Source organism: Pseudomonas sp. BN417, from assembly GCF_029871205.1.
In the GTDB taxonomy this organism is placed as follows: domain Bacteria; phylum Pseudomonadota; class Gammaproteobacteria; order Pseudomonadales; family Pseudomonadaceae; genus Metapseudomonas.
In genome coordinates, this window is sequence record NZ_SSOJ01000116.1 from 1 (window position 1) to 19567 (window position 19567).

Consider the following 19567-nt stretch of genomic DNA (forward strand, 5'->3'; position numbering starts at 1 on the left):
CTGAGGAAGTAGGTGGTGCTCATCGGACTGAAGTCCAGCTCGCTGAGGTGACAGAGCTTGAGCGCGGCCGGGACATCCGGTTCATCCATGAAGCCGAAATGCAGCAGCACCCGGAAGAAGCCCTCGCCGTAGGCCTCCACGTCGAAACGCCGTTCCAGCGGCACGCGCGGCGTGTCTTCGCTGACCACGGTCAGCAGCACCACCCGTTCATGCAGCACCTGGTTGTGCAGCATGTTGTGCAGCAGCGCATGGGGCACGGCGTCCGGCCGGGCGGTGAGGAACACCGCGCTGCCCTGCACGCGGTGCGGTGGCTGCGCGCGGATGCTGCCGATGAACAGAGGGAGCGGCAGCGTCGTTTCGTCGAGGCGCTCGACCACGATCAGCTTGCCGCGCTTCCAGGTGGTCATCAGCACGAACAGGGCAATCCCCGCCAGCACCGGGAAGGCACCGCCCTGGAAGATCTTCGGCACGGTGGCGGCGAAGAACAGGCTGTCGACGAAGAGGAAGCCCAGCAGCACCGGGATGGCCAGCCAGCGTGGCGTCTTCCACAGCAGCAGCATCACCGCCGACACCAGCAGGGTGGTGATCAGCATGGTGCCGGTTACCGCCACGCCGTAGGCCGCGGCCAAGGCGCCGGAGGACTCGAAGCCCAGTACCAGCAGCACCACGCCCACCATCAGCGCCCAGTTCACGGTGCCGATATAGATCTGCCCTTGCTCCTCATGGGAAGTGTGCTGGACGAACATGCGCGGGATGTAGCCGAGCTGCATGGCCTGGTGGGTCAGGGAAAAGGCGCCGGAAATCACCGCCTGGGAGGCAATCACCGTGGCCAGGGTAGCCAGTGCCACCATGGGCAGCAGGGCCCAGTCCGGCGCCAGCAGGTAGAAGGGGTTCCGCGCCGCTTCCGGGTTGCCGAGGATGGTGGCGCCCTGGCCGAAGTAGTTCAGCACCAGACCCGGCAGGACCAGGAAGAACCAGGCCCTGGCGATGGGCTTGCGGCCGAAGTGGCCCATGTCCGCGTAGAGTGCCTCGGCGCCGGTCAACGCCAGCACCACCGCGCCAAGGATGGCCACGCCAATGCCCGGGTGGGCGATGAAGAACTGGACGCACCAGTAGGGATTGAGAGCGCTCAGCACGTCGGGCTGCTGAAGGATGCCATAGACCCCGAGGGCACCGAGCACGCTGAACCAGATCACCATCACGGGTCCGAAGAGGATGCCGATCCGCGCGGTGCCGTGCTTCTGGATCAGGAACAGCCCCACCAGCAGGATCAGCGACAGCGGCACCACCCAGTGCTCAATGCCGTCGAAGGCGATGCCCAGGCCCTCGACGGCCGAGAGCACCGAGATCGCCGGGGTGATCATGCTGTCGCCGTAGAACAGCGCGGCGCCGAACAGCCCCAGCAGCACCAGGACCATCTGCAGCCGTGGGAACGGCCTGGAAGCACGCTGTGCCAGGGCGGTCAGCGCCATCACGCCGCCCTCGCCATCGTTGTCGGCACGCAGGATGAACAGCACGTACTTGATCGAGACGACCCAGATCAGCGACCAGAAGATCAGCGAAAGGGCGCCCAGCACCCCGTCATGATTGGGTAGCACGCCGTAGTGCGGGGCGAAGACTTCCTTCAGGGTGTACAGCGGGCTGGTGCCGATATCGCCGTAGACCACCCCTGCGGCGGCCACCAGCAGACCGAGTCCGGATGCCTTGGCGGAAGAATTTTCGGCTGAAGGTGTAGTTGTCTCGAGCATGCGCTGCTCCTGGGCAATCAATTGGAGCGGATGCTGCTCTTCTGTCGGCGACAAAACAATGGCTCGCCAGACGTGACAACTTGAAAGGGCTCCCAGAGCGCTACTCGACTCACGCCCGAAAGGCTCCCTTCCGATTACCTGTCGCTCGAATGGCTGACCTGGTCCTTGGCATAGAGAACTACCGAGGCGCGCAGCTTGCTGCCGCCGAACAGGCTCATTCGCTGGAACTCCCCGTGGCTCACCGGCAGGTGCTGGCAGTCGAGGGCCTGGCGATGCCTGCTGTGGTCGATATCCGGGTCGTGCAGGTAGACGAAGTCCTGGTCGCAACCGGTCACCAGTACCCAGTGTGGTGCCTTGGTACGGGTCAGGCGGTAGTTGCTGATCAGCACCAGGGGCTGGCCACCTTCGGCCAGCAGGCGCGGCAGGTCGAACGGGCCGGTGCGTACCTGCTGCACATCGCTGTGCCGGAGTTCATTGCAGAACTCTTCATGGACCAGGCGCATCACTTCCTTCTTGTTCTCGTTGCGTACGCCGTTGAGGAACAGCGGCCCGTCAGCGCTGACCTGCAAGCGCACGCGAAAGCCCCGCCGCCAGGCCGCCAGGGCGAGTCCCTGCGGGCTGCAGCCGCCGTGCCCGGAGGTCATGAACACGGTGGTGGCTTCCCGCCAGAGCTGCACCTCTTCGCGTCTGGCCAGTGGGCGTCCGGGCTGGAGGGCGGCCATGGCCATCAGCAGGCAGGCCGGGCCACAGGTGAAGTCGGTGGTCTGCTGGTAATAGGGCACCTGGCGCGACTCGCCGGCCGGCCGCTGGATGATGCGCTTTTCATAGCGCAGCGCGTCTGCGTGGTCTTCGTAGTAGTCGTTGATCTGGGCGAAGCGCCGATAGCCAACCCGTTCGTAGAGTCCGATGGCCGCCGGGTTGTCCGGGCGGACCTCGAGGCGCAGATAGGCGCAGTCGTGCTCCCGGGCGCTCTGCTCCGCCTCCGCCAGCAGGCGTTTGCCCAGCCCCTGGCTGCGGGCGTCGGGCGAAATGGCGATGGAGTAGAGCCGGGCCAGGGAGGTGCCGCGATGGAACAGGAGCAGGGCGTACCCCATCAGCCGGCCTTGGCTCTGGGCAACGATCAGGCTGGCGTGGGCGCGGCTGATCATCCACTGGAAGCTGCGGGGCGATAGCCGGTCGTGTTCGAAACACTGGTTCTCCAGACCCAGCAGCGACGGGAGGTCTTCGGGCGTGGCATTGCGAAATATAAAGTCCATGGGAGTCGCCGTAAAACTTTCGTAATGGAACGAGACTTTTCAGAAAGTCCGTGCTTAATAGTTAGGCACTTGTTCTTCAACGGGTCACAGAGAGATGGCATCGGCACAAGTTGATTTGCGCGGAGTATTGGATAAAAGTTCGGCTTCGGCAATAGACGGTAAAACATATCTTGCGAGTGATGGCAAGAGTTCAAGTCAGTTGGTGATTATTGTCGAGCGCAAGGAGGACTGGGCGAAGTATTTTCCGAGCGAAGATGTGCTGACCGCCCAGGAATACCTTGAGCAGCCGCGCGAGAACGAATCCGGCAAGCGCGTCCAGGTCATCAATCTGTGCCGAAATTACAAGTACCTGGGGCATGGCTACTATTGTTCGCTGCTGGCTGAAGCCCGTGGCCACAAGGTGATTCCGTCGGTCAGGACCATCAGCGAACTTACCCGGAAGTCGCTCTATGGCCTGGCGCTGGATGATCTTGAAAAGACACTTGAAAAGGCGCTGAACAATCATCCATATGCAAGTACCGAAGGTTTCACGTTAAGCCTTTACTTTGGTCGGACGGATATGGAGCCCTTGCAGGATATTGCCCGTCAGTTGTTCGAGGCATTTCCCTGTCCGATATTGCTGGTCGAATTCCGCAAGGCCGATGGTTGGCAGATTGCCGGAATAAAGTCCGGCGCCCTGCACAAGTTGCGTGAGGATCAGGAAGATCAGTTCGCCAACGCACTGGACGGCTTCAGCCGCAAGATCTGGCGCGTACCGCGATCGAGACGCCTGGCGCGTTATGACCTGGCCGTCCTGCACGACCCTGACGAATCGTTGCCGCCGTCGAATGCCAGGGCCCTGGAGAGTTTCATCCGCGTTGGCCGGAGCATGGGCATCGATGTCGAACTGATCGAGAAGAAGGACTACTCGCGACTGGCCGAATACGACGCGCTGCTGATTCGCGAGACCACCAGTGTGGACAACCACACCTACCGCTTCGCCAAGAAGGCCGAAAGCGAAGGGCTGGTGGTGATGGATGACCCGACTTCCATCCTGCGCTGTACCAACTAGGTCTACCTGACCGATCTATTGCGCAGCAACAAACTGGCGATGCCGGCCAGCGAGATTCTCTACAAGGAAAACCCGCTGGAGCTGGAGCAGGTGGGCGAGCGGCTGGGCTTTCCGTTGGTGCTGAAAATCCCCGACGGCTGCTTCTCCCGCGGCGTCATCAAGGTGGAGAACCAGGAGCAACTGCTGAAGGCGACGGCGCAGCTGTTCGAGCACTCGGTGCTGTTGCTGGCCCAGGAGTTCCTCTACACCGACTACGACTGGCGCATCGGCATCCTCAACCGCAAGCCGATCTTCGCCTGCCAGTACTTCATGTCGAAGGGGCACTGGCAGATCTTCAACCACAAGGCCAAAGGTGCCGAGGTCATCGGCGAGTGCCGGACCCTGGCGGTGCACGAGGCGCCCCGCGCGGTGGTGGAACTGGCGGTGAAGACCGCCAACCTGATCGGCGATGGCCTGTATGGCGTAGATCTCAAGCAGGCGGGCGACAGGGTGGTGGTGATCGAAGTGAACGACAACCCCAACCTCGATGCCGGGATCGAGGACGCCTACCTGGAGGACGACCTCTACACCCTGGTGCTGGAGGAGTTCGTCCGCCGGCTGGAACTGAAGCGCCGGGGACAGACCTGGTAGAGAACATCGGTCCGGATCGGGGGAGTCCCAATGATCAAAAGCTTCCAGCTCGCCCAGGGGGCGTTGCATCCCAGCGAAGACCAGGACAGCCAGATGCTGCTCTTCGTCAACCCTGACACCGCTGAGCGCGACCTGCTGCAAAGCAGGTTCCGCCTTGACGAGCACGCCCTGGCCTCGGCGCTGGACCCCGACGAGGTCTCACGCATCGAGTTCCATCCGGACAGCCTGTTCCTGATCTGGAAACGCCCGGAAAACTACTCCGGGGGCGACAGTTTTTCCTTCGAGGTGTCGTCCTTCGGCCTGTTGCTCAGCACCGAGCGCCTGGTGGTGATCGCCCCGGACGACTCGCAGATGCGCGGACTGGGGGCCCGTCACGACCTGCACACGCCGCTGGATGTGCTACTGGACATGCTGCTGCACAACATCCACCACTACCTGGGCCACCTCAAGGTGATCAAGATGGTCGCCCGCGAGCTGCAGCAGCGCTTCAACAGTTCGATGCAGAACCACCATCTGGTGCAGATGTTCAACCTCAGCGAGAGCCTGATCTATTACATCAATGCCATCCACAGCAACGGCACCGTGCTCTCGCGCCTGCGCAACCATGCCGAGAAGCACCACTTCGACGCCGAGGTCCTGGGGCTGATCGACGACCTGATCATCGAAAACACCCAGTGCTACAAACAGGCGGAGATCTACTCCACGGTGTTCGCCGGGCTGATGGATGCCCGCGGCAACCTGGCCAACAACACCATGAACGAGATGTTGCGCAAGCTGACCCTGATCAACGTGGTGTTCCTGCCCCTGAACCTGATTGCCAGCATCGGCGGCATGTCCGAGTTCAGCATGATGACCGCCGGCGTGCCCTGGTGGCTGGCCTATCCGGCCCTGGTGCTGGCGATGCTGCTGCTGGGCGGGGTGATGGTGTTGTTCCTCCAACGCATGGCCCGGGACTTCCGCGGTGCTCGCCAGGGGGCAGCGGGGGAGGGTGGTCGGCAGGGACGCTCGCGCGGGAGTTTCTTCACCAGGGTCTTCTCGTGAGGCCTCGGTTATCGGGATGCGCGGCTTCCGGTCGCGCGGTAGAGGGTTCTACCAGGCCTCGCCTGGATCATTCGGCGCGGGACGTTCAGCCGATGCTCGACTGGAGAGTGTGATGAACAGCACTGATGCTGGTTTGCTCGTGGTTTCCCTGATTCTTCTCTTTGCGGTGGTGAGCTTCTATCTGGACTTCGTGAAAAAGAAGGACAAGTCCAACTGAGGCACGGCTGCGCAGGCTGTAGCCGTGGGTCGGTGCCGAGCGCAAAAGCTCGACATTCTCAGTGCCGGTGAGCGTACGGCTAGCGCTAGCCCTCACCTCCTTTGCAAGATCTTGATATCGGCACCGGCAAGCTTTTCAGCATTTTGATAAGCGCCTTCCTAGGATGGTAAGCGTCAAAGGAGGGCTGGTGATGGACGTCGCGTTCTTCATTCTGGCTGTCGTGTGCGGTGCCGCGATCATCGGCCTGGCGGTTGGCTGTTCTGCCCTGAAGCGGAGGCGTCCATGACCAGCCTCTATCTCTTCGGCGCCATCGTGGCGCTGCTCCTGCTGGTGTATCTGATTGCCGCACTCCTGTTCCCGGTGGACTTCCTATGAGCCTCCAGGCCTGGACACTGCTCGGCGTTTTTCTTGGTGTGTTGGTGCTGCTGGCGTGGCCGTTCGCCCTCTACCTCTCCGATGTGATGGATGGGCGCTTCAAGGTGCTCACGCGCCTGGAGACGCCGCTGTATCGTCTTTCCGGTACCCGCAACCCCGACCTCATCGTGCTGGAACTGGGACTGCCCGATGGTGACGGTGTCGACCTGATCCGCGAACTGCGCAACTGGTCCGAGGTGTCCATCATCGTGCTGTCCGCCCGTGGTTCCGAGTCGGCCAAGATAACCGCACTGGACACCAGAGCCGACGATTACCTGGTCAAACCCTTCGCTACGGGCGAGCTGCTCGCCCGGGTACGCAGCCAGTTGCGCCGCCGCGCGCACGCCGATAACGGCAGCTCGGTGGTGGAGTTCGGCGAGGTGAAGATCGATCTGGTCCGTCGCGTGGTGGAGCGCAAGGGCGAGGAACTGCACCTTACGCGGCTGGAGTACCAGTTGCTGGTCCATATGTGCACCCACCCCGATCGCGTATTGACTCACCAGCAATTGCTCAAGGCGGTCTGGGGGCCTGGCCACGCGGCCGACACCCACTATCTGCGGGTGTTCATGGCAGGGCTGCGCAAGAAGGTCGAGGATGACCCGACGCGCCCTCGTCATTTGCTTACTGAAATAGGTGTGGGGTACCGCTTCGTACCCTAAAACATAGCGTTCAAGGGTGGGAGTGTTGTGGAAGGCACGTTCGTGAAGGTAAGTCTGATAGGGGCGCTTAGCGAATTTCCCGGCGAGGCTTCGGTGCTGCTGGTTTTGACCATCGCTGCCCTGTGGGCCGCTCGCAAGCTCTTCTTGGCACAAGGCTAATTGCAGCACCCACGCTGCTGTTGGACTGGCGGGCACTTCACCGATCCGAACGAGCAGAACACGCAGCAATCACCTGGATTAGGACGCAATAGCGCCTTGCAACTGGTGCACTCATAGTAGTACTGGCAGGATTTCGTGGGCATGGTTTCCTGCTTAGAGAAACCGCAATGCGGGCAGGACAGCACTGACTCAAGAATGATGGAATTCATTGCCGCCTCATTTCTTTACGGTGGATGGGTAACCGGCGGCTGTGGTCGCCTTGGTCAGGGTATCCGGTTGTGCCATGTCAGGGTCATAAGTGACGGTGGCCGTTTTCGTTTCGAAGTCGACTTCGACAACACTCACGCCAGACACCTGTTCCAGCGACTTTTTGACCGTGATCGGACATAACCCGCAGGTCATGTTTCGCACATCGAGCGTGACGGTTTTCGGTTCAGCAGCCATTGCCACAAGGGCCAGCACGGCGAGCACGGCAGTCAGCAGTTTGCGCATGAGACTTCCTTTCAATAGAACCATGGGGCGAGCCACGGCACGGCCAGCAGGCCGAGCAACAGGACGACAATGACCCAGAACGTGAGCCGCTGCCGCCTGAGCTGGCGTGAGTCGTCGCAAGTTTTGCCGGTTGGGCAGGCTTGAGGCACCAGGTAAAGCTTGCGGAAGGCCAACCAGAGGAACAGCAGCGTCAGGCCAATGAAGAAAGGCCGGTATGGCTCCATGGCCGTCAGACTGCCGACCCAGGCACCACCGACGCCCAGCATGATCAGCACGAGTGGCCCGACACAACACACCGATGCGCCAATAGCAGCCAGCGCCCCGGCGATCAACGAACCTTTGCTGCTGAGTTGCGCCATACCTTTTCTCCGTGAACCCGATTGCTTGGGTGCTACTCTAAATTCCGTACTCAAGTACGGAGTCAAGGAGAACGTGTTGGCCAACGCACTGACCATTGGTAAGCTCGCGGAAGCAGCCGAGGTAAACATCGAGACGATTCGCTATTACCAGCGGCGCGGCCTCCTGCAGGAGCCGGCCAAGCCGCTCGGCGGCTATCGACGCTATGCGCCGGACCAGGTCAAGCGGGTGCGCTTCATCAAGCGTGCCCAAGCGCTTGGATTCACCTTGGCCGAGGTGGGCGATCTCCTAAAGTTGGCACACGGACATACCTGCGCGGAAACTCAGGCGCTGGCGGTTCGAAAGTTGAGGTTGATCGAAGAGAAGATCGCCGACCTGGCAGCAATGCAACAGGCATTGGGCATCCTGGTACGACAGTGTGATGCCGGATCAGGTAAGGAGGGCTGCCCGATTATCGAGGTCCTGGCCAGGGATTGAAGGGGACATCCGTGGATCACTAACCGATCCTTCCCAGAACCGGAAACACCTCCAGCAGCCACCAGGCAAAGTCGGTCAGTCGCCCGGTTACCATGGCCACCCCCATGAGAATCAGGATCACGCCCGCCCCGATATGGATGGTCCGACTCCAGCGGCGCAGGCGCTTCAGGTGGGCGAGGAATTGATTGGTGAACCAGGCCGTCAGCAGGAATGGGAGTCCCAGGCCGAGCGAGTAGATCGACAGCAATGTAACGCCACTGGCACCCGTACGGCCGGTGGAGGCGCTCAGCGTCAGGATGCTGCCCAGAATGGGACCGATACAAGGCGTCCAGCCGAAAGCAAACGCCACGCCCAATACATAAGCGGCCAGCGGTCCTCCGCTGGACTTGAGCTGGTGAACGAAGCGCACATCCATATTCAGCCAGCGAGGGTTGATCAGACCGGTAATGAACAGGCCGAAGGCAATCACGATGATGCCGCCAATCAGGTTGGTTTCCTGCCGATAGGCAATCAGCACCTGGCTTATGGCGGTGGCGCTGGCCCCCAGCGCAATGAAGATGGTGGAAAATCCCAGCACGAAGCTCAGGCTCATGCCGATCACCGCAAGCCGTTCCCGGCGGCTTTCCAGGACCTGCAGTTCGTCCACCGAGTGCCCGGCGATGTAGGACAAATAGCCAGGCACCAAGGGCAGCACGCAGGGTGACAGGAAGGAGATCATTCCCGCGGCAAACGCGCTCAGGATGCCAATAACGCTGAGGCTCATCACGAACTATTTCCTCGGTGTGGAAGCCATCACTTCCTGCACAAGCTCAATGACGTCCGGGCTGTCCCACTCGGCCGCACCTGCTTTGCGGCCGATTTCCTGTCCCTCGCGGTCCAATAGCAGAGTGACCGGCAAGCCGAAGGCTCCGAGGCTTTGGATGGCTTGCATCTGCTCATCGACGTAGATCTGGAGGTGCTGGATACCAATCTCCCGGTAGAAGTCCCGTACAACCTGCAGTCCGCCTTGATCGAGCGAGAGCGCCACCACCTCGAAGTCGTCGCCTCCCAGCTTTGCCTGTAAGCGATCCAAGGTCGGCATCTCCTGACGGCAAGGGGCGCACCAAGTGGCCCAGAGGTTGAGCAGAACCACCTTGCCCTTGAAGTCGTCCAAGGTGTACGGCTTGCCGTCGCCATCGACGAATCTGACTGACTCAACCGGTTTGGGCTCGAGCCAGATGAGCAATTCGGCACGTGTGCGAGGTTCGGATGAGGGTTCGGCGCCCATGACCGGTAACGCCGGTGGAATGAGGACAAGGCACAGCAGCAACCCGCAGGCCCGGCGACACCCCGAGCGGTCGAAATACTTCCCGGCCAGGGTCGTGATGCAGTTCATCGCACACCTCTAGCTCCCATCGCCATGAATCGCCTGACCGGCGCCGGCTGGACGCAATGCGTTTTCCCCGAAGCGAACCCTCTTTAGAGAGGACTATAGCCCGAGGATGTGCAAGAAAGTCTTCGGCGGCTAGAGCATCACGATCAGGCGGGCCCGGTTCATGGCTCGGCTCGCATGGCTGGGGTGAAAGCCGCTTGAACCAATGCACGGACAGCTGACCGAATGGACCCAGGACGTTGCCGATGCACTGGCGAAACGTCCCGGTCACTCTCAATTACAGGCGCTCACCGTTCGGCCGGGGTGTGCTGACCGCGCGGGAGTGCGAGGTGGCGCGGCTGTTGTTGGAGGGGCACTCCAACATTTCGGTGTCGCAGCGGCTGCGGATCAGCCCGTGAACGGTGAAGGTGCACCGGCGCAGTCTCAACGAAAAGTTGCAGATCAGTAGTCAGTCGCAATTGCTGGCGTTGTTCGTGCGGCGGTTGAAGGGAGTTTGAACCCTGCTCGGCATTGGGCCGAACCGCACCCCTCATGCCCCCTTCGCCGAATCATCGATCCGGCATTTCCCTGCACTCTTTACACCTTCTTTATGCCGCGCCGCCCCCGGGCGGCTCGTTCCTTTACGCCCCTCGTTCCGACAATGGCTCCACAGCGGCACAGACCGCATCTAGGAGCACAAGCAATGAGCATTCTCGACGGGATGTCCCTGGCTATGGCCATGGGGCTTTTCATTTATTTGCTGGTCGCGCTGCTGCGCGCCGAGCGCGGCTAGGAGGCCACATGCAACTTCAGGACATCGGCCTCATCCTGGCCTTCTTTGTGCTGGTGCTGGCGCCGGCACCCTTCCTCGGGCGCTTCTACTACCGGGTTATGGAAGGACAACGCACCTTCCTGACCCCGGTTTTCGCGCCCGTGGAGCGTTTCTGCTACCGCATCTCCGGCGTTGATGCCGAGCGCGAGCAGGACTGGAAAACCTACTGCGCGGCACTGCTGGCCTTCAACCTGGCCGGCCTCGTGCTGCTCTTCGCCATCCTCATGCTGCAAGGCGTGCTGCCGCTGAACCCGCAGAAACTGCCGGGCCTGGAATGGAGCCTGGCGTTCAACACTGCCGTCAGCTTCGTCACCAACACCAACTGGCAGGCCTATAGCGGCGAAGCCAGCCTGAGCTACTTCAGCCAGATGGTCGGCCTCGGCGTGCAGAACTTCGTCAGCGCTGCTGTCGGCCTCTGCGTGCTGGTGGTGTTCGCCCGCGGCATCAGCCGACGCAGCACCGACCGCCTGGGCAACTTCTGGGTCGACCTGACCCGCGCCACCCTCTACGGCCTGCTGCCGCTGTGCCTGCTGCTGGCGTTGTTCCTGGTCTGGCAAGGCGTTCCGCAGACTTTCCTCGAATACGCCCATGCCGTGACCCTGCAGGGCGCGGACCAGAGCATCCCGCTCGGCCCGGCCGCCAGCCAGATCGCCATCAAGCAACTGGGCACCAACGGCGGTGGCTTCTTCGGCGTGAACTCGGCGCACCCGTTCGAGAACCCCACGGCCTGGAGCAATCTGCTGGAGATGGCCTCCATCATCCTGATCCCGGCGGCGCTGGTGTTCACCTTCGGCCATTACGTCAAGGACCTGCGCCAGAGCCGCGCGCTGCTGGCCTGCATGCTGGTGCTCTTCGTCATCGGCCTGGGCGTGACCCTGTACAGCGAGTACCAGCCGAACCCTGCGCTGGCGGGCCTGCCCATCGAGCAGACCGGTTCCCTGGAAGGCAAGGAAAGCCGCTTCGGCATCACCGCCTCGGCGCTCTGGGCCGTGACCACCACCGCCGCCTCCAACGGCTCGGTCAACGCCATGCACGACAGCTTCAGCGCCATCGGCGGCATGATCCCGATGTTCAACATGATGCTCGGCGAGATCATCTTCGGCGGCGTCGGCGCCGGTCTCTACGGCATGCTGGTGTTCGTGCTGATCGCGGTGTTCCTCGCCGGCCTGATGATCGGCCGCACCCCGGAGTACCTCGGCAAGAAGCTGGAGGCCCGCGAAGTTCGACTGCTGGTGGCCACCCTCCTGGTGATGCCGATAGGTGTCCTGGTGTTCTGCGGCCTGGCCATCAGCCTCGAAGGCCCGGCGGCGTCCATCACCAACCCCGGCGCACACGGTTTCAGCCAGGCCCTCTACGCCTATACCTCGGGTACTGCCAACAATGGTTCGGCCTTTGCCGGCTTCGGCGCCAACACGCCTTTCCACAACGTGCTGATCGGCCTGGCCATGCTCCTCGGCCGCTTCGGCTACATCATCCCGGTACTGGCGATCGCCGGCAGCCTGGCGATGAAGAAGCGCGCCCCGCTGGGCGCCAACAGCTTCCCCACCCATGGCCCGCTGTTCGTCACCCTGCTGACCCTGACCATCCTGCTGGTCGGCGGCCTGACCTTCCTGCCGGCGCTGGCCCTCGGGCCGATCGCCGAACACCTCGCGCTGATCCAGGGCTTCTAAGGGAGATCCATGATGAATGCCCCCATACAGGCGCTCCAAGGCGCCAAGCAGCAACCCAAGACCACCTTCGCCGCGCTGTGGAAACCAGCGCTGCGCCAGGCCTTCGTCAAGCTCGACCCGCGCCAGCTGGCGCGTTCGCCGGTGATTCTGGTGGTCGAGCTGACGGCCGTGGTCACCACGGTCCTCTGCGCCATCCCCAACCCGGCGGTGAGCACTGGCCTGGCCGTGCAGATCGCGCTCTGGCTCTGGTTCACCGTGCTCTTCGCCAACTTCGCCGAAGCCCTCGCCGAAGGCCGCGGCAAGGCCCGTGCCGACAGCCTGCGGGCCGGTAGCCAGGGCTTGACCGCGCGCCGCCGCAAGGCAGACGGCAAGTTCGAATCTGTCCCGGCCGCCAGCCTGCGCCGTGGCGATATCGTCCGCGTCGAAGCTGGTGAGATGATCCCCAGCGACGGCGAGGTCATCGAAGGTATCGCCGCGGTCAACGAAGCGGCCATCACCGGCGAATCGGCGCCGGTGATCCGCGAGTCCGGTGGCGACCGCTCCGCCGTCACCGGCAACACCCGCATCGTTTCCGACTGGCTGCTGGTGAAGATCACCGCCAACCCCGGCGAATCCACCCTGGACCGGATGATCGCCCTGGTGGAAGGCGCCAAGCGCCAGAAGACCCCCAATGAAGTGGCGCTGGACATCCTGCTGATCGGCCTGACCCTGATCTTCCTGCTGGTGGTGGCCACCCTGCAGCCCTTCGCCCGCTACGCTGGCGGCGACCTGCCGCTGGTGTACCTGGTGGCGCTGCTGGTGACCCTGATCCCCACCACCATCGGTGGCCTGCTGTCCGCCATCGGCATCGCCGGCATGGACCGCCTGGTGCGTCTCAATGTCATCGCCAAATCGGGCAGGGCGGTGGAAGCCGCCGGCGACGTGCACGTGCTGCTGCTGGACAAGACCGGCACCATCACCTTCGGCAACCGCCGTTGCAGCGCGATGATCAAGGCCCCCGGCGTGGCCGGCAAGGAACTCTCCGACGCCGCGCTGTTGGCCTCCCTCGCCGACGAGACCCCGGAAGGCAAGTCCATAGTCGAGTACCTGCGCGGCCTGCATCCGATGCAGGAGCCGGCTCGCAACGAGATCGAGGTGATCCCCTTCACCGCCGAGACCCGCCTGTCCGGCGCCGACTGGGCCGGTCGCAGCTACCGCAAGGGCGCGGTGGACGCCGTGCTCGCCTGGGTCGGCATGGGCCGCGAGGACGTGCCGGCACCGCTGGCCCGCGAGATCGAGAAAATCGCCCAGAGCGGCGGCACTCCGCTGCTGGTGGCCGCCGATGGCAAGCTGCTGGGCGCCATCCACCTCAAGGATGTGGTCAAACCGGGCATCCGCGATCGCTTCGCCGAACTGCGGCAGATGGGCATCCGCACCGTGATGGTCACCGGCGACAACCCGCTGACCGCCGCCGCCATCGCCGCCGAGGCCGGGGTGGACGACGTGATTGCCGAAGCCACGCCGGAGAAGAAGCTGGCGCGCATCCGCCAGGAGCAGGGCGAAGGCAAGATGGTCGCCATGTGCGGCGACGGCGCCAACGACGCGCCGGCGCTGGCCCAGGCCGACGTGGGCCTGGCCATGAACGATGGCACCCAGGCTGCCCGCGAGGCCGCCAACCTGGTGGACCTGGATTCCGACCCCACCAAGCTGCTGGACGTGGTCCAGGTGGGCAAGGAGTTGCTGGTCACCCGCGGCGCCCTGACCACCTTCTCGGTGGCCAACGACGTGGCCAAGTACTTCGCCATTCTTCCCGCGCTCTTCGCCGGCATCTACCCGCAGCTGGGCGTGCTCAACATCATGCAACTGGCCAGCCCGCAGAGCGCCATCCTCTCGGCCATCGTATTCAACGCGCTGATCATCGTCGCGCTGATCCCGCTGGCCCTGCGCGGGGTGCGGGTGCAGGCCAGCGACGCAGCCCAGCTGCTGCGGCGCAACCTGCTGATCTACGGCCTTGGCGGCATCGTCGCGCCCTTCGTCGGCATCAAGCTGATCGATGTCCTGCTCACTGCAGTCGGGTTGGTCTGAACCCGGCTTTTTCTCCCCTCTTCCGCGTGCGGGAGAGGGCCCGGGGGAGAGGGCAGAAGCCGCCCCCGGCCAGCCTTAGCTTTCCTGCGAGGAACTGAATATGCTTAGCCAACTCCGCCCAGCCCTGAGCCTCCTGGCCCTGATGACCCTGATCACCGGCGTCGCCTACCCCCTGACCGTCACCGGCATTGCCCAGGCCGTCTTCCCCGAGCAAGCCAATGGCAGCCTGGTGCACGACGACAAGGGTGACGTGCGCGGCAGCGCCCTGCTGGCGCAGAACTTCGAGGGCGCCGAGTGGTTCCAGCCGCGTCCGTCCGCCGCATCCTTCGCCACCGTGGCCAGCGGCGCCAGCAACCTGGCACCGAGCAACCCGGCCCTGGCCGAGCGCATCAACAAGGAAGCGACCCGTCTGGCCACCGAAGGTCATGGCAAGGTGCCCATGGCCCTGGTCACCACTTCCGGCAGCGGCCTCGACCCGCACCTGCCGCCGGCCGCCGCGCGCTTCCAGATCGCTCGCATCTCTGCCGAACGCGGCATGCCGGCCGATGCGCTGGAGCGCCTGGTGGAGCAGAGCACCGAGCGGCCGCTGGTGGGACCGGCGGTGGTCAATGTCCTGGCCCTGAACACACAGTTGAATGAGATGACTCGATGAGTGATGCCCTGCGTGCCGACGCGCTGCTGGCCGATATGCCCCGTGAGGGGCGTGGCCGCCTGAAAGTCTTCCTTGGCGCGGCGCCGGGCGTGGGCAAGACCTTTGCGATGCTCCAGGCCGCCCAGGCGCAACTGCGCCAGGGCGTGGACCTGCGCGCAGGCGTGGTGGAAACCCACGGCCGCGCGGAAACCGAAGCCATGCTCGCCGGGCTGCCGCAGCAACCGCTGCGGCGGTTCGAATATCGCGGCATGGACCTGATCGAGATGGACCTCGACGGCATTCTCGCCCACCCGCCCAAGCTGGTGCTGGTGGACGAGCTGGCCCATACCAACGCCCCCGGCAGCCGCCACGCCAAGCGCTGGCAGGACGTGCAGGAGCTGCTCGACGCCGGCATCGACGTCTACACCACGGTCAACGTCCAGCACCTCGAAGCGCTGAATGACCAGGTGCACGACATCACCGGCGTGCAGGTGCGCGAGACACTGCCCGACTGGGTGCTGCAGGAGGCCGATGAAATCCTCCTGGTGGACCTGCCACCGCGCGAGCTGCTGGAGCGCCTGCGCGAAGGCAAGGTCTACGTGCCCGAGCAGGCACGTGCCGCGATCGATGCTTTTTTCTCCCAGACCAACCTCACCGCGCTGCGCGAGCTGGCCATGCAGACCGCCGCCGCGCGGGTCGACGCCGACCTCAATCGCCGTTACCGCCAGCGTGGCCTGGAAGCGCCCGCCGTGCGCGGCCGACTGCTGGTGGGCATAGACGGCGACCACCAGGCCGAGCGCCTGGTGCGCCATGCCAGCCGGGTCGCCGAGCGGCGCCACCTGCCCTGGTCGGTGGTGCACGTGGACACCGGCGGAGCGCGCTCGGAAGAGGCCCGTGCGCGCCTGCAGGGCGCCCAGCAGCTGGCCGAGCGCCTGGGTGGCGAAGTGGTGACCTTGCGCGCCGAATCCGTGGCCAAGGCCCTGGTCCAGCACGCCGACGAGCGCCGCGCCAGCCTGTTGCTGGTGGGCCGCAGCCGCCAGCGCCTGCGTCGCCGCCTGCTCGGCCGCGGCCTGGCCGAGCGATTGCTGCGCTATGCCGTGGGCCTGGAAGTCAGCGTGCTGGGCACCGAGGCTGATCGCCGCCCGCCCAGTGCCCGTGCCAGCGATCCCACGCGCCTACTGGACTACGGCCTGGCGCTGCTGGCCGCCATCGCCGCCACCGCCCTGGCCTGGGGTGTGTCGCACACCCTGGAATTGCCGAACATCTCCATGGTGTTCCTCGCCGCGGTGCTGCTGGTGGCGGTGCGCAGCAGCCTGGGCCCGGCGCTGCTCTGCGCCGGGCTATCCTTCCTCGCCTACGATTTCCTGTTCATCCCGCCCATCTTCTCCCTGACCATCGCCCGCCAGGAGGACGTGTTGACGCTGGTGTTCTTCCTGCTCATGGCCGGGCTCACCGGCAACCTTGCATCGCGCCAGCGCCGCCAGCTCGACGCCCTGCGCGATACCCAGTCGGAAACCACCGCGCTGCTCGACCTCTCGCGCAAGCTCACCGCAGCCACCGATCGCCAGGCCGTGCTCAACGTGGCCGTGCAGCAGTTCGGCGCCTGGACGGACGTAGAGATCTGCCTGCTGGCCCGTGGCCGCGACGGCGTCTGGAAGGTGGAGGCGGGTGCCCAGCGCCTGCTGGGCGACCAGGAACGCGCGGCGGCGGAGTGGTCCTGGCAGCACGACCAGCCGGCGGGCCCGGGTACCGACACTCTGCCGGGGGGCCGCTGGTGGTGGTTGCCGCTATCCGGCGAGGAGGGGCCGCTGGCGCTGCTCGGCGTCAGCCGCCGCGACGAAACCCCGCTTCCCGCCGGCCGGCGGCGTCTGATCGCCGCCCTCGGCCAACCCCTGGCCCAGGCCCTGGACCGCGCGCAACTGGCCGAGGACCTGGAGGCGGCACGCCTGCATGGTGAAACCGAACAGTTGCGCAGCGCGCTGCTGGCGTCGGTATCCCACGACCTGCGCACGCCGCTTACCTCCATGCGCGGGTCGATCGACAGCCTGCTGGCCCTGGGCGAGGCCATCCCGATGGAGGACCGTCGCGAGCTGCTGGAAGGCACCCGCGACGAAGCCGAACGGCTCGACCGCTACATCCAGAACCTGCTGGACATGACCCGTCTCGGTCATGGCGGCCTCAAGCTGTCGCGCGACTGGGTGGCGCCCGTGGACATAGTCGCCAGCGCCCTACAACGGCTGCGCCCGGTGCTGGCGCCGCTGCTGGTCGAAACCCACGTGCCGCAGCAGCTGCCGTTGCTTTTCGTGCATGCCGCGCTGATCGAGCAGGCACTGGTGAACGTGCTGGAAAACGCCGCGCGCTTCTCGCCGGGCAATGGCCGCCTGCAGGTCAGCGTCGAGGCCGATGAGGCCGAGCTGCGCTTCGCTGTCAGCGACCAGGGGCCGGGCATTCCGCAGGATGAGCGCGACAAAATCTTCGATATGTTCTATACCGCCGCACGAGGCGACCGTGGCGGGCAGGGCACGGGCCTGGGCCTGGCCATCTGCCAGGGCATGGTCGGCGCCCATGGCGGCCGCGTGACCGTGGGCGAAGGCCTGGATGGCCACGGCGCCACCCTGACCCTGCACCTGCCGCTGCACCCGCAGCCGCAGTTGGAGGAGGAATAAAGGCGACATCGAGGGCACAGTCTCTTGTGGGGGCGAATTCATTCGCTAACCGGACCGAAGGTTCGGCCGCCGAAGCCCAGGGGGCCGCTTCGCGCCCCATAGCGAATGAATTCGCCCCCACAGGTAAAGGGCAGTCCGCATTGGCAATGGAAACGACGAACCACCCATGACAACCAACCAACCGACCATCCTGGTCATCGACGACGAAGCGCAGATCCGCAAGTTCCTGCGCATCAGCCTGGCCGCCCAGGGCTACCGGGTGCTGGAAGGCGCCAATGGCCGTGAAGGCCTGGCCCAGGCGGTGCTGGCCAGGCCCGACCTGGTGGTGCTCGACCTCGGCCTGCCGGACCTGGACGGCAAGGACGTGCTGCGCGAACTACGCGAATGGTCGCAGGTGCCGGTGCTGGTGCTCTCGGTGCGTGCCAGCGAGGGCGAAAAGGTGCTGGCGCTGGACAGCGGGGCCAACGACTACGTGACCAAGCCCTTCAGTATTCAGGAGTTCCTCGCCCGGGTGCGCGTGCTGCTGCGCCAGGGTGGCCCCGGCGAGCAACAGGAAGCCAGCGTCAGCAGTGGTCCGTTGCGCGTGGACTTCGCCTATCGCCGGGTGACCCTGGACGGTGAGGAAATTTCCTTGACCCGCAAGGAATACGCCGTGCTCGCCCAGCTGGCCCGGCATCTCGGCCGGGTAGTCACCCAGCAACAGCTGCTCAAGGACATCTGGGGGCCGAGCCACGTCGAGGACAGCCACTACCTGCGCGTGGTGGTCGGCCACCTGCGGCAGAAGCTCGATGACGATCCGGCCGACCCGCGATTCATCGTCACCGAAGCCGGCGTCGGCTACCGTTTGAAGGAGGCCTGAAAGCCGCTGTGCCGCCATGCTCACGGCGTGCGTCCAGTGCTGCATGGGCGCGAAGGCGCTCCCCCAACGGAAGGACCGGCATGCAGCAGCTGTTGAACGAAATCCTTGACGAAGTACGCCCGCTGATAGGCCTGGGCAAGGTGGCCAGTTACATCCCCGCGCTGTCCTGCGTCAGCTCGGACCAGCTCGGCATCGCCGTCTACAGCAACGACGGCGAGCTTTTCTATGCCGGTGACGGCCTCACGCCTTTCTCCATCCAGAGTATTTCCAAGGTGTTCAGCCTGGTGCAGGCCATCCAGCACTCGGGCGAAGACATCTGGCAGCGCCTGGGGCACGAGCCTTCCGGCCAGCCGTTCAACTCCCTGGTACAGCTGGAGTTCGAGCGCGGCGTGCCGCGCAACCCCTTCATCAACGCCGGCGCCCTGGTGATCTGCGATATCAACGAATCGCGCTTCGCGGCGCCTTCGCTGTCCATGCGCGATTTCGTCCGGCGCCTCTCGGGTAACGGCCATGTGGTGTCCGACGAGGTGGTGGCCCGATCCGAGTACCAGCACCGTGCGCGCAACGCCGCCATGGCGTACCTGATGCAGTCCTTCGGCAACTTCCACAACGACGTGGAGGCCGTCCTGCACAGCTACTTCCACCACTGCGCCATCCGCATGAGCTGTGCCGACCTGGCGCTGGCCTTCAGTTTCCTGGCCAACGAAGGCATCAGCCCCCACAGCGGCGAACAGGTGCTCAGCCCGCGCCAGGCCAAGCAGGTCAACGCCATCATGGCCACCAGCGGCCTCTACGACGAAGCCGGCAACTTCGCCTACCGCGTGGGCCTGCCGGGCAAGAGCGGGGTAGGGGGCGGGATAGTGGCCGTGGTGCCGGGGCGCTTCACCGTCTGCGTCTGGTCCCCGGAGCTCAATCCGGCCGGCAACTCCCTGGCGGGCATGGCGGCGCTGGAGAAGCTCTCGGAGCGGATCGGGTGGTCGATTTTCTAGGGAA

Annotated in this window: 19 protein-coding genes and 1 pseudogene; 13 read left to right on the forward strand and 7 right to left on the reverse strand. The window is 64.4% G+C overall.

From position 1 onward, the window contains the following. Together E8F11_RS14655 and rimI are read right to left on the reverse strand one after the other, a co-directional pair. On the reverse strand, positions 1–1748 hold a 1748-nt coding region (locus tag E8F11_RS14655), incomplete at its 3' end, for a potassium transporter Kup (protein ID WP_280289550.1). Positions 1749–1882: 134 nt separating this feature from the next. Next, the gene (gene rimI, locus E8F11_RS14660) at positions 1883–3004 is read right to left on the reverse strand and encodes a ribosomal protein S18-alanine N-acetyltransferase (RefSeq protein ID WP_280289551.1); all 1122 of its coding nucleotides are present in this window, start codon (positions 3002–3004) and stop codon (positions 1883–1885) included. Positions 3005–3098: 94 nt separating this feature from the next. Here rimI and E8F11_RS14665 point away from each other — a divergent pair. The 4 genes and pseudogenes from E8F11_RS14665 to E8F11_RS14680 all read left to right on the forward strand — a co-directional run bounded on the left by E8F11_RS14665 (position 3099) and on the right by E8F11_RS14680 (position 7016). Next, a pseudogene (locus tag E8F11_RS14665) lies at positions 3099–4685 on the forward strand (RimK family protein). 30 nt (positions 4686–4715) lie between these two features. Then, positions 4716–5726: a magnesium transporter CorA family protein gene (locus tag E8F11_RS14670; protein ID WP_280289552.1), complete on the forward strand. Its 1011-nt coding sequence runs from the start codon at positions 4716–4718 to the stop codon at positions 5724–5726. Between the two features lie 499 nt (positions 5727–6225). Then, complete coding sequence (locus tag E8F11_RS14675) at positions 6226–6318, forward strand: K(+)-transporting ATPase subunit F (RefSeq protein WP_280289553.1); 93 nt, start codon at positions 6226–6228, stop codon at positions 6316–6318. Next, complete coding sequence (locus E8F11_RS14680) at positions 6315–7016, forward strand: winged helix-turn-helix domain-containing protein (RefSeq protein ID WP_280289555.1); 702 nt, start codon at positions 6315–6317, stop codon at positions 7014–7016. The genes E8F11_RS14675 and E8F11_RS14680 overlap by 4 nt, the downstream gene beginning before the upstream one ends. 155 nt (positions 7017–7171) lie before the next feature. Here E8F11_RS14680 and E8F11_RS14685 read toward each other — a convergent pair whose 3' ends face one another. Genes E8F11_RS14685 through E8F11_RS14695 form a run of 3 tightly spaced genes read right to left on the reverse strand, consistent with a single transcriptional unit; the run spans position 7172 to position 8026 of the window. After that, positions 7172–7384, reverse strand: a complete 213-nt coding sequence (locus tag E8F11_RS14685; protein WP_280289556.1) for a GDCCVxC domain-containing (seleno)protein — start codon at positions 7382–7384, stop codon at positions 7172–7174. A 7-nt stretch (positions 7385–7391) separates the two neighbouring features. Then, the gene (merP, locus tag E8F11_RS14690) at positions 7392–7667 is read right to left on the reverse strand and encodes a mercury resistance system periplasmic binding protein MerP (protein WP_280289557.1); all 276 of its coding nucleotides are present in this window, start codon (positions 7665–7667) and stop codon (positions 7392–7394) included. An 11-nt stretch (positions 7668–7678) separates the two neighbouring features. Further along, positions 7679–8026, reverse strand: coding sequence for a mercuric transporter MerT family protein (locus tag E8F11_RS14695; protein ID WP_280289558.1), 348 nt, complete (start codon positions 8024–8026; stop codon positions 7679–7681). Positions 8027–8102: 76 nt separating this feature from the next. Here E8F11_RS14695 and merR point away from each other — a divergent pair, with 76 nt between their 5' ends. Further along, complete coding sequence (gene merR / locus E8F11_RS14700; RefSeq protein WP_280289559.1) at positions 8103–8501, forward strand: Hg(II)-responsive transcriptional regulator; 399 nt, start codon at positions 8103–8105, stop codon at positions 8499–8501. Positions 8502–8520: 19 nt separating this feature from the next. Here the strand turns inward: merR and E8F11_RS14705 are convergent, their stop codons facing one another. Next, the gene (locus E8F11_RS14705) at positions 8521–9264 is read right to left on the reverse strand and encodes a cytochrome c biogenesis protein CcdA (protein ID WP_280289560.1); all 744 of its coding nucleotides are present in this window, start codon (positions 9262–9264) and stop codon (positions 8521–8523) included. Positions 9265–9270: 6 nt separating this feature from the next. After that, complete coding sequence (locus E8F11_RS14710) at positions 9271–9876, reverse strand: TlpA disulfide reductase family protein (protein WP_280289561.1); 606 nt, start codon at positions 9874–9876, stop codon at positions 9271–9273. Between the two features lie 242 nt (positions 9877–10118). Here E8F11_RS14710 and E8F11_RS14715 point away from each other — a divergent pair, with 242 nt between their 5' ends. The 8 genes from E8F11_RS14715 to glsB all read left to right on the forward strand — a co-directional run bounded on the left by E8F11_RS14715 (position 10119) and on the right by glsB (position 19563). Continuing rightward, complete coding sequence (locus E8F11_RS14715; protein WP_280289563.1) at positions 10119–10271, forward strand: LuxR C-terminal-related transcriptional regulator; 153 nt, start codon at positions 10119–10121, stop codon at positions 10269–10271. Between the two features lie 284 nt (positions 10272–10555). Next, on the forward strand, positions 10556–10645 hold the full coding sequence (gene kdpF / locus E8F11_RS14720) for a K(+)-transporting ATPase subunit F (protein ID WP_280289564.1): 90 nt from the start codon (positions 10556–10558) through the stop codon (positions 10643–10645). 8 nt (positions 10646–10653) lie between these two features. Next, a complete protein-coding gene (gene kdpA / locus E8F11_RS14725) occupies positions 10654–12354 on the forward strand; it encodes a potassium-transporting ATPase subunit KdpA (protein WP_280289565.1) in 1701 nt (566 codons plus the stop codon). 12 nt (positions 12355–12366) lie between these two features. Further along, complete coding sequence (gene kdpB, locus E8F11_RS14730) at positions 12367–14418, forward strand: potassium-transporting ATPase subunit KdpB (RefSeq protein ID WP_280289570.1); 2052 nt, start codon at positions 12367–12369, stop codon at positions 14416–14418. Between the two features lie 100 nt (positions 14419–14518). Further along, a complete protein-coding gene (gene kdpC / locus E8F11_RS14735; RefSeq protein WP_280289571.1) occupies positions 14519–15070 on the forward strand; it encodes a potassium-transporting ATPase subunit KdpC in 552 nt (183 codons plus the stop codon). After that, entirely contained in the window at positions 15067–17715 is a 2649-nt protein-coding gene (locus tag E8F11_RS14740; protein ID WP_280289572.1) for a sensor histidine kinase KdpD, read from the forward strand. The genes kdpC and E8F11_RS14740 overlap by 4 nt, the downstream gene beginning before the upstream one ends. 166 nt (positions 17716–17881) lie before the next feature. Then, entirely contained in the window at positions 17882–18574 is a 693-nt protein-coding gene (locus E8F11_RS14745; RefSeq protein ID WP_280289573.1) for a response regulator, read from the forward strand. An 80-nt stretch (positions 18575–18654) separates the two neighbouring features. Next, on the forward strand, positions 18655–19563 hold the full coding sequence (gene glsB, locus E8F11_RS14750; RefSeq protein WP_280289574.1) for a glutaminase B: 909 nt from the start codon (positions 18655–18657) through the stop codon (positions 19561–19563). The last annotated feature ends 4 nt before the right edge of the window (positions 19564–19567 follow it).

What these genes read in the sequence shown, in the direction of transcription:
- E8F11_RS14695 (WP_280289558.1), bottom strand. Translation starts at nt 8,026, where the DNA reads ATGGCGCAACTCAGCAGCAAAGGTTCGTTGATCGCCGGGGCGCTGGCT.
- E8F11_RS14740 (WP_280289572.1), top strand. Translation starts at nt 15,067, where the DNA reads ATGAGTGATGCCCTGCGTGCCGACGCGCTGCTGGCCGATATGCCCCGT.
- kdpC (WP_280289571.1), top strand. Translation starts at nt 14,519, where the DNA reads ATGCTTAGCCAACTCCGCCCAGCCCTGAGCCTCCTGGCCCTGATGACC.
- E8F11_RS14710 (WP_280289561.1), bottom strand. Translation starts at nt 9,876, where the DNA reads ATGAACTGCATCACGACCCTGGCCGGGAAGTATTTCGACCGCTCGGGG.
- kdpA (WP_280289565.1), top strand. Translation starts at nt 10,654, where the DNA reads ATGCAACTTCAGGACATCGGCCTCATCCTGGCCTTCTTTGTGCTGGTG.
- E8F11_RS14745 (WP_280289573.1), top strand. Translation starts at nt 17,882, where the DNA reads ATGACAACCAACCAACCGACCATCCTGGTCATCGACGACGAAGCGCAG.
- kdpB (WP_280289570.1), top strand. Translation starts at nt 12,367, where the DNA reads ATGAATGCCCCCATACAGGCGCTCCAAGGCGCCAAGCAGCAACCCAAG.
- E8F11_RS14715 (WP_280289563.1), top strand. Translation starts at nt 10,119, where the DNA reads ATGCACTGGCGAAACGTCCCGGTCACTCTCAATTACAGGCGCTCACCG.
- E8F11_RS14685 (WP_280289556.1), bottom strand. Translation starts at nt 7,384, where the DNA reads ATGAATTCCATCATTCTTGAGTCAGTGCTGTCCTGCCCGCATTGCGGT.
- E8F11_RS14680 (WP_280289555.1), top strand. Translation starts at nt 6,315, where the DNA reads ATGAGCCTCCAGGCCTGGACACTGCTCGGCGTTTTTCTTGGTGTGTTG.
- E8F11_RS14670 (WP_280289552.1), top strand. Translation starts at nt 4,716, where the DNA reads ATGATCAAAAGCTTCCAGCTCGCCCAGGGGGCGTTGCATCCCAGCGAA.
- kdpF (WP_280289564.1), top strand. Translation starts at nt 10,556, where the DNA reads ATGAGCATTCTCGACGGGATGTCCCTGGCTATGGCCATGGGGCTTTTC.
- merP (WP_280289557.1), bottom strand. Translation starts at nt 7,667, where the DNA reads ATGCGCAAACTGCTGACTGCCGTGCTCGCCGTGCTGGCCCTTGTGGCA.
- rimI (WP_280289551.1), bottom strand. Translation starts at nt 3,004, where the DNA reads ATGGACTTTATATTTCGCAATGCCACGCCCGAAGACCTCCCGTCGCTG.
- E8F11_RS14705 (WP_280289560.1), bottom strand. Translation starts at nt 9,264, where the DNA reads ATGAGCCTCAGCGTTATTGGCATCCTGAGCGCGTTTGCCGCGGGAATG.
- E8F11_RS14675 (WP_280289553.1), top strand. Translation starts at nt 6,226, where the DNA reads ATGACCAGCCTCTATCTCTTCGGCGCCATCGTGGCGCTGCTCCTGCTG.
- glsB (WP_280289574.1), top strand. Translation starts at nt 18,655, where the DNA reads ATGCAGCAGCTGTTGAACGAAATCCTTGACGAAGTACGCCCGCTGATA.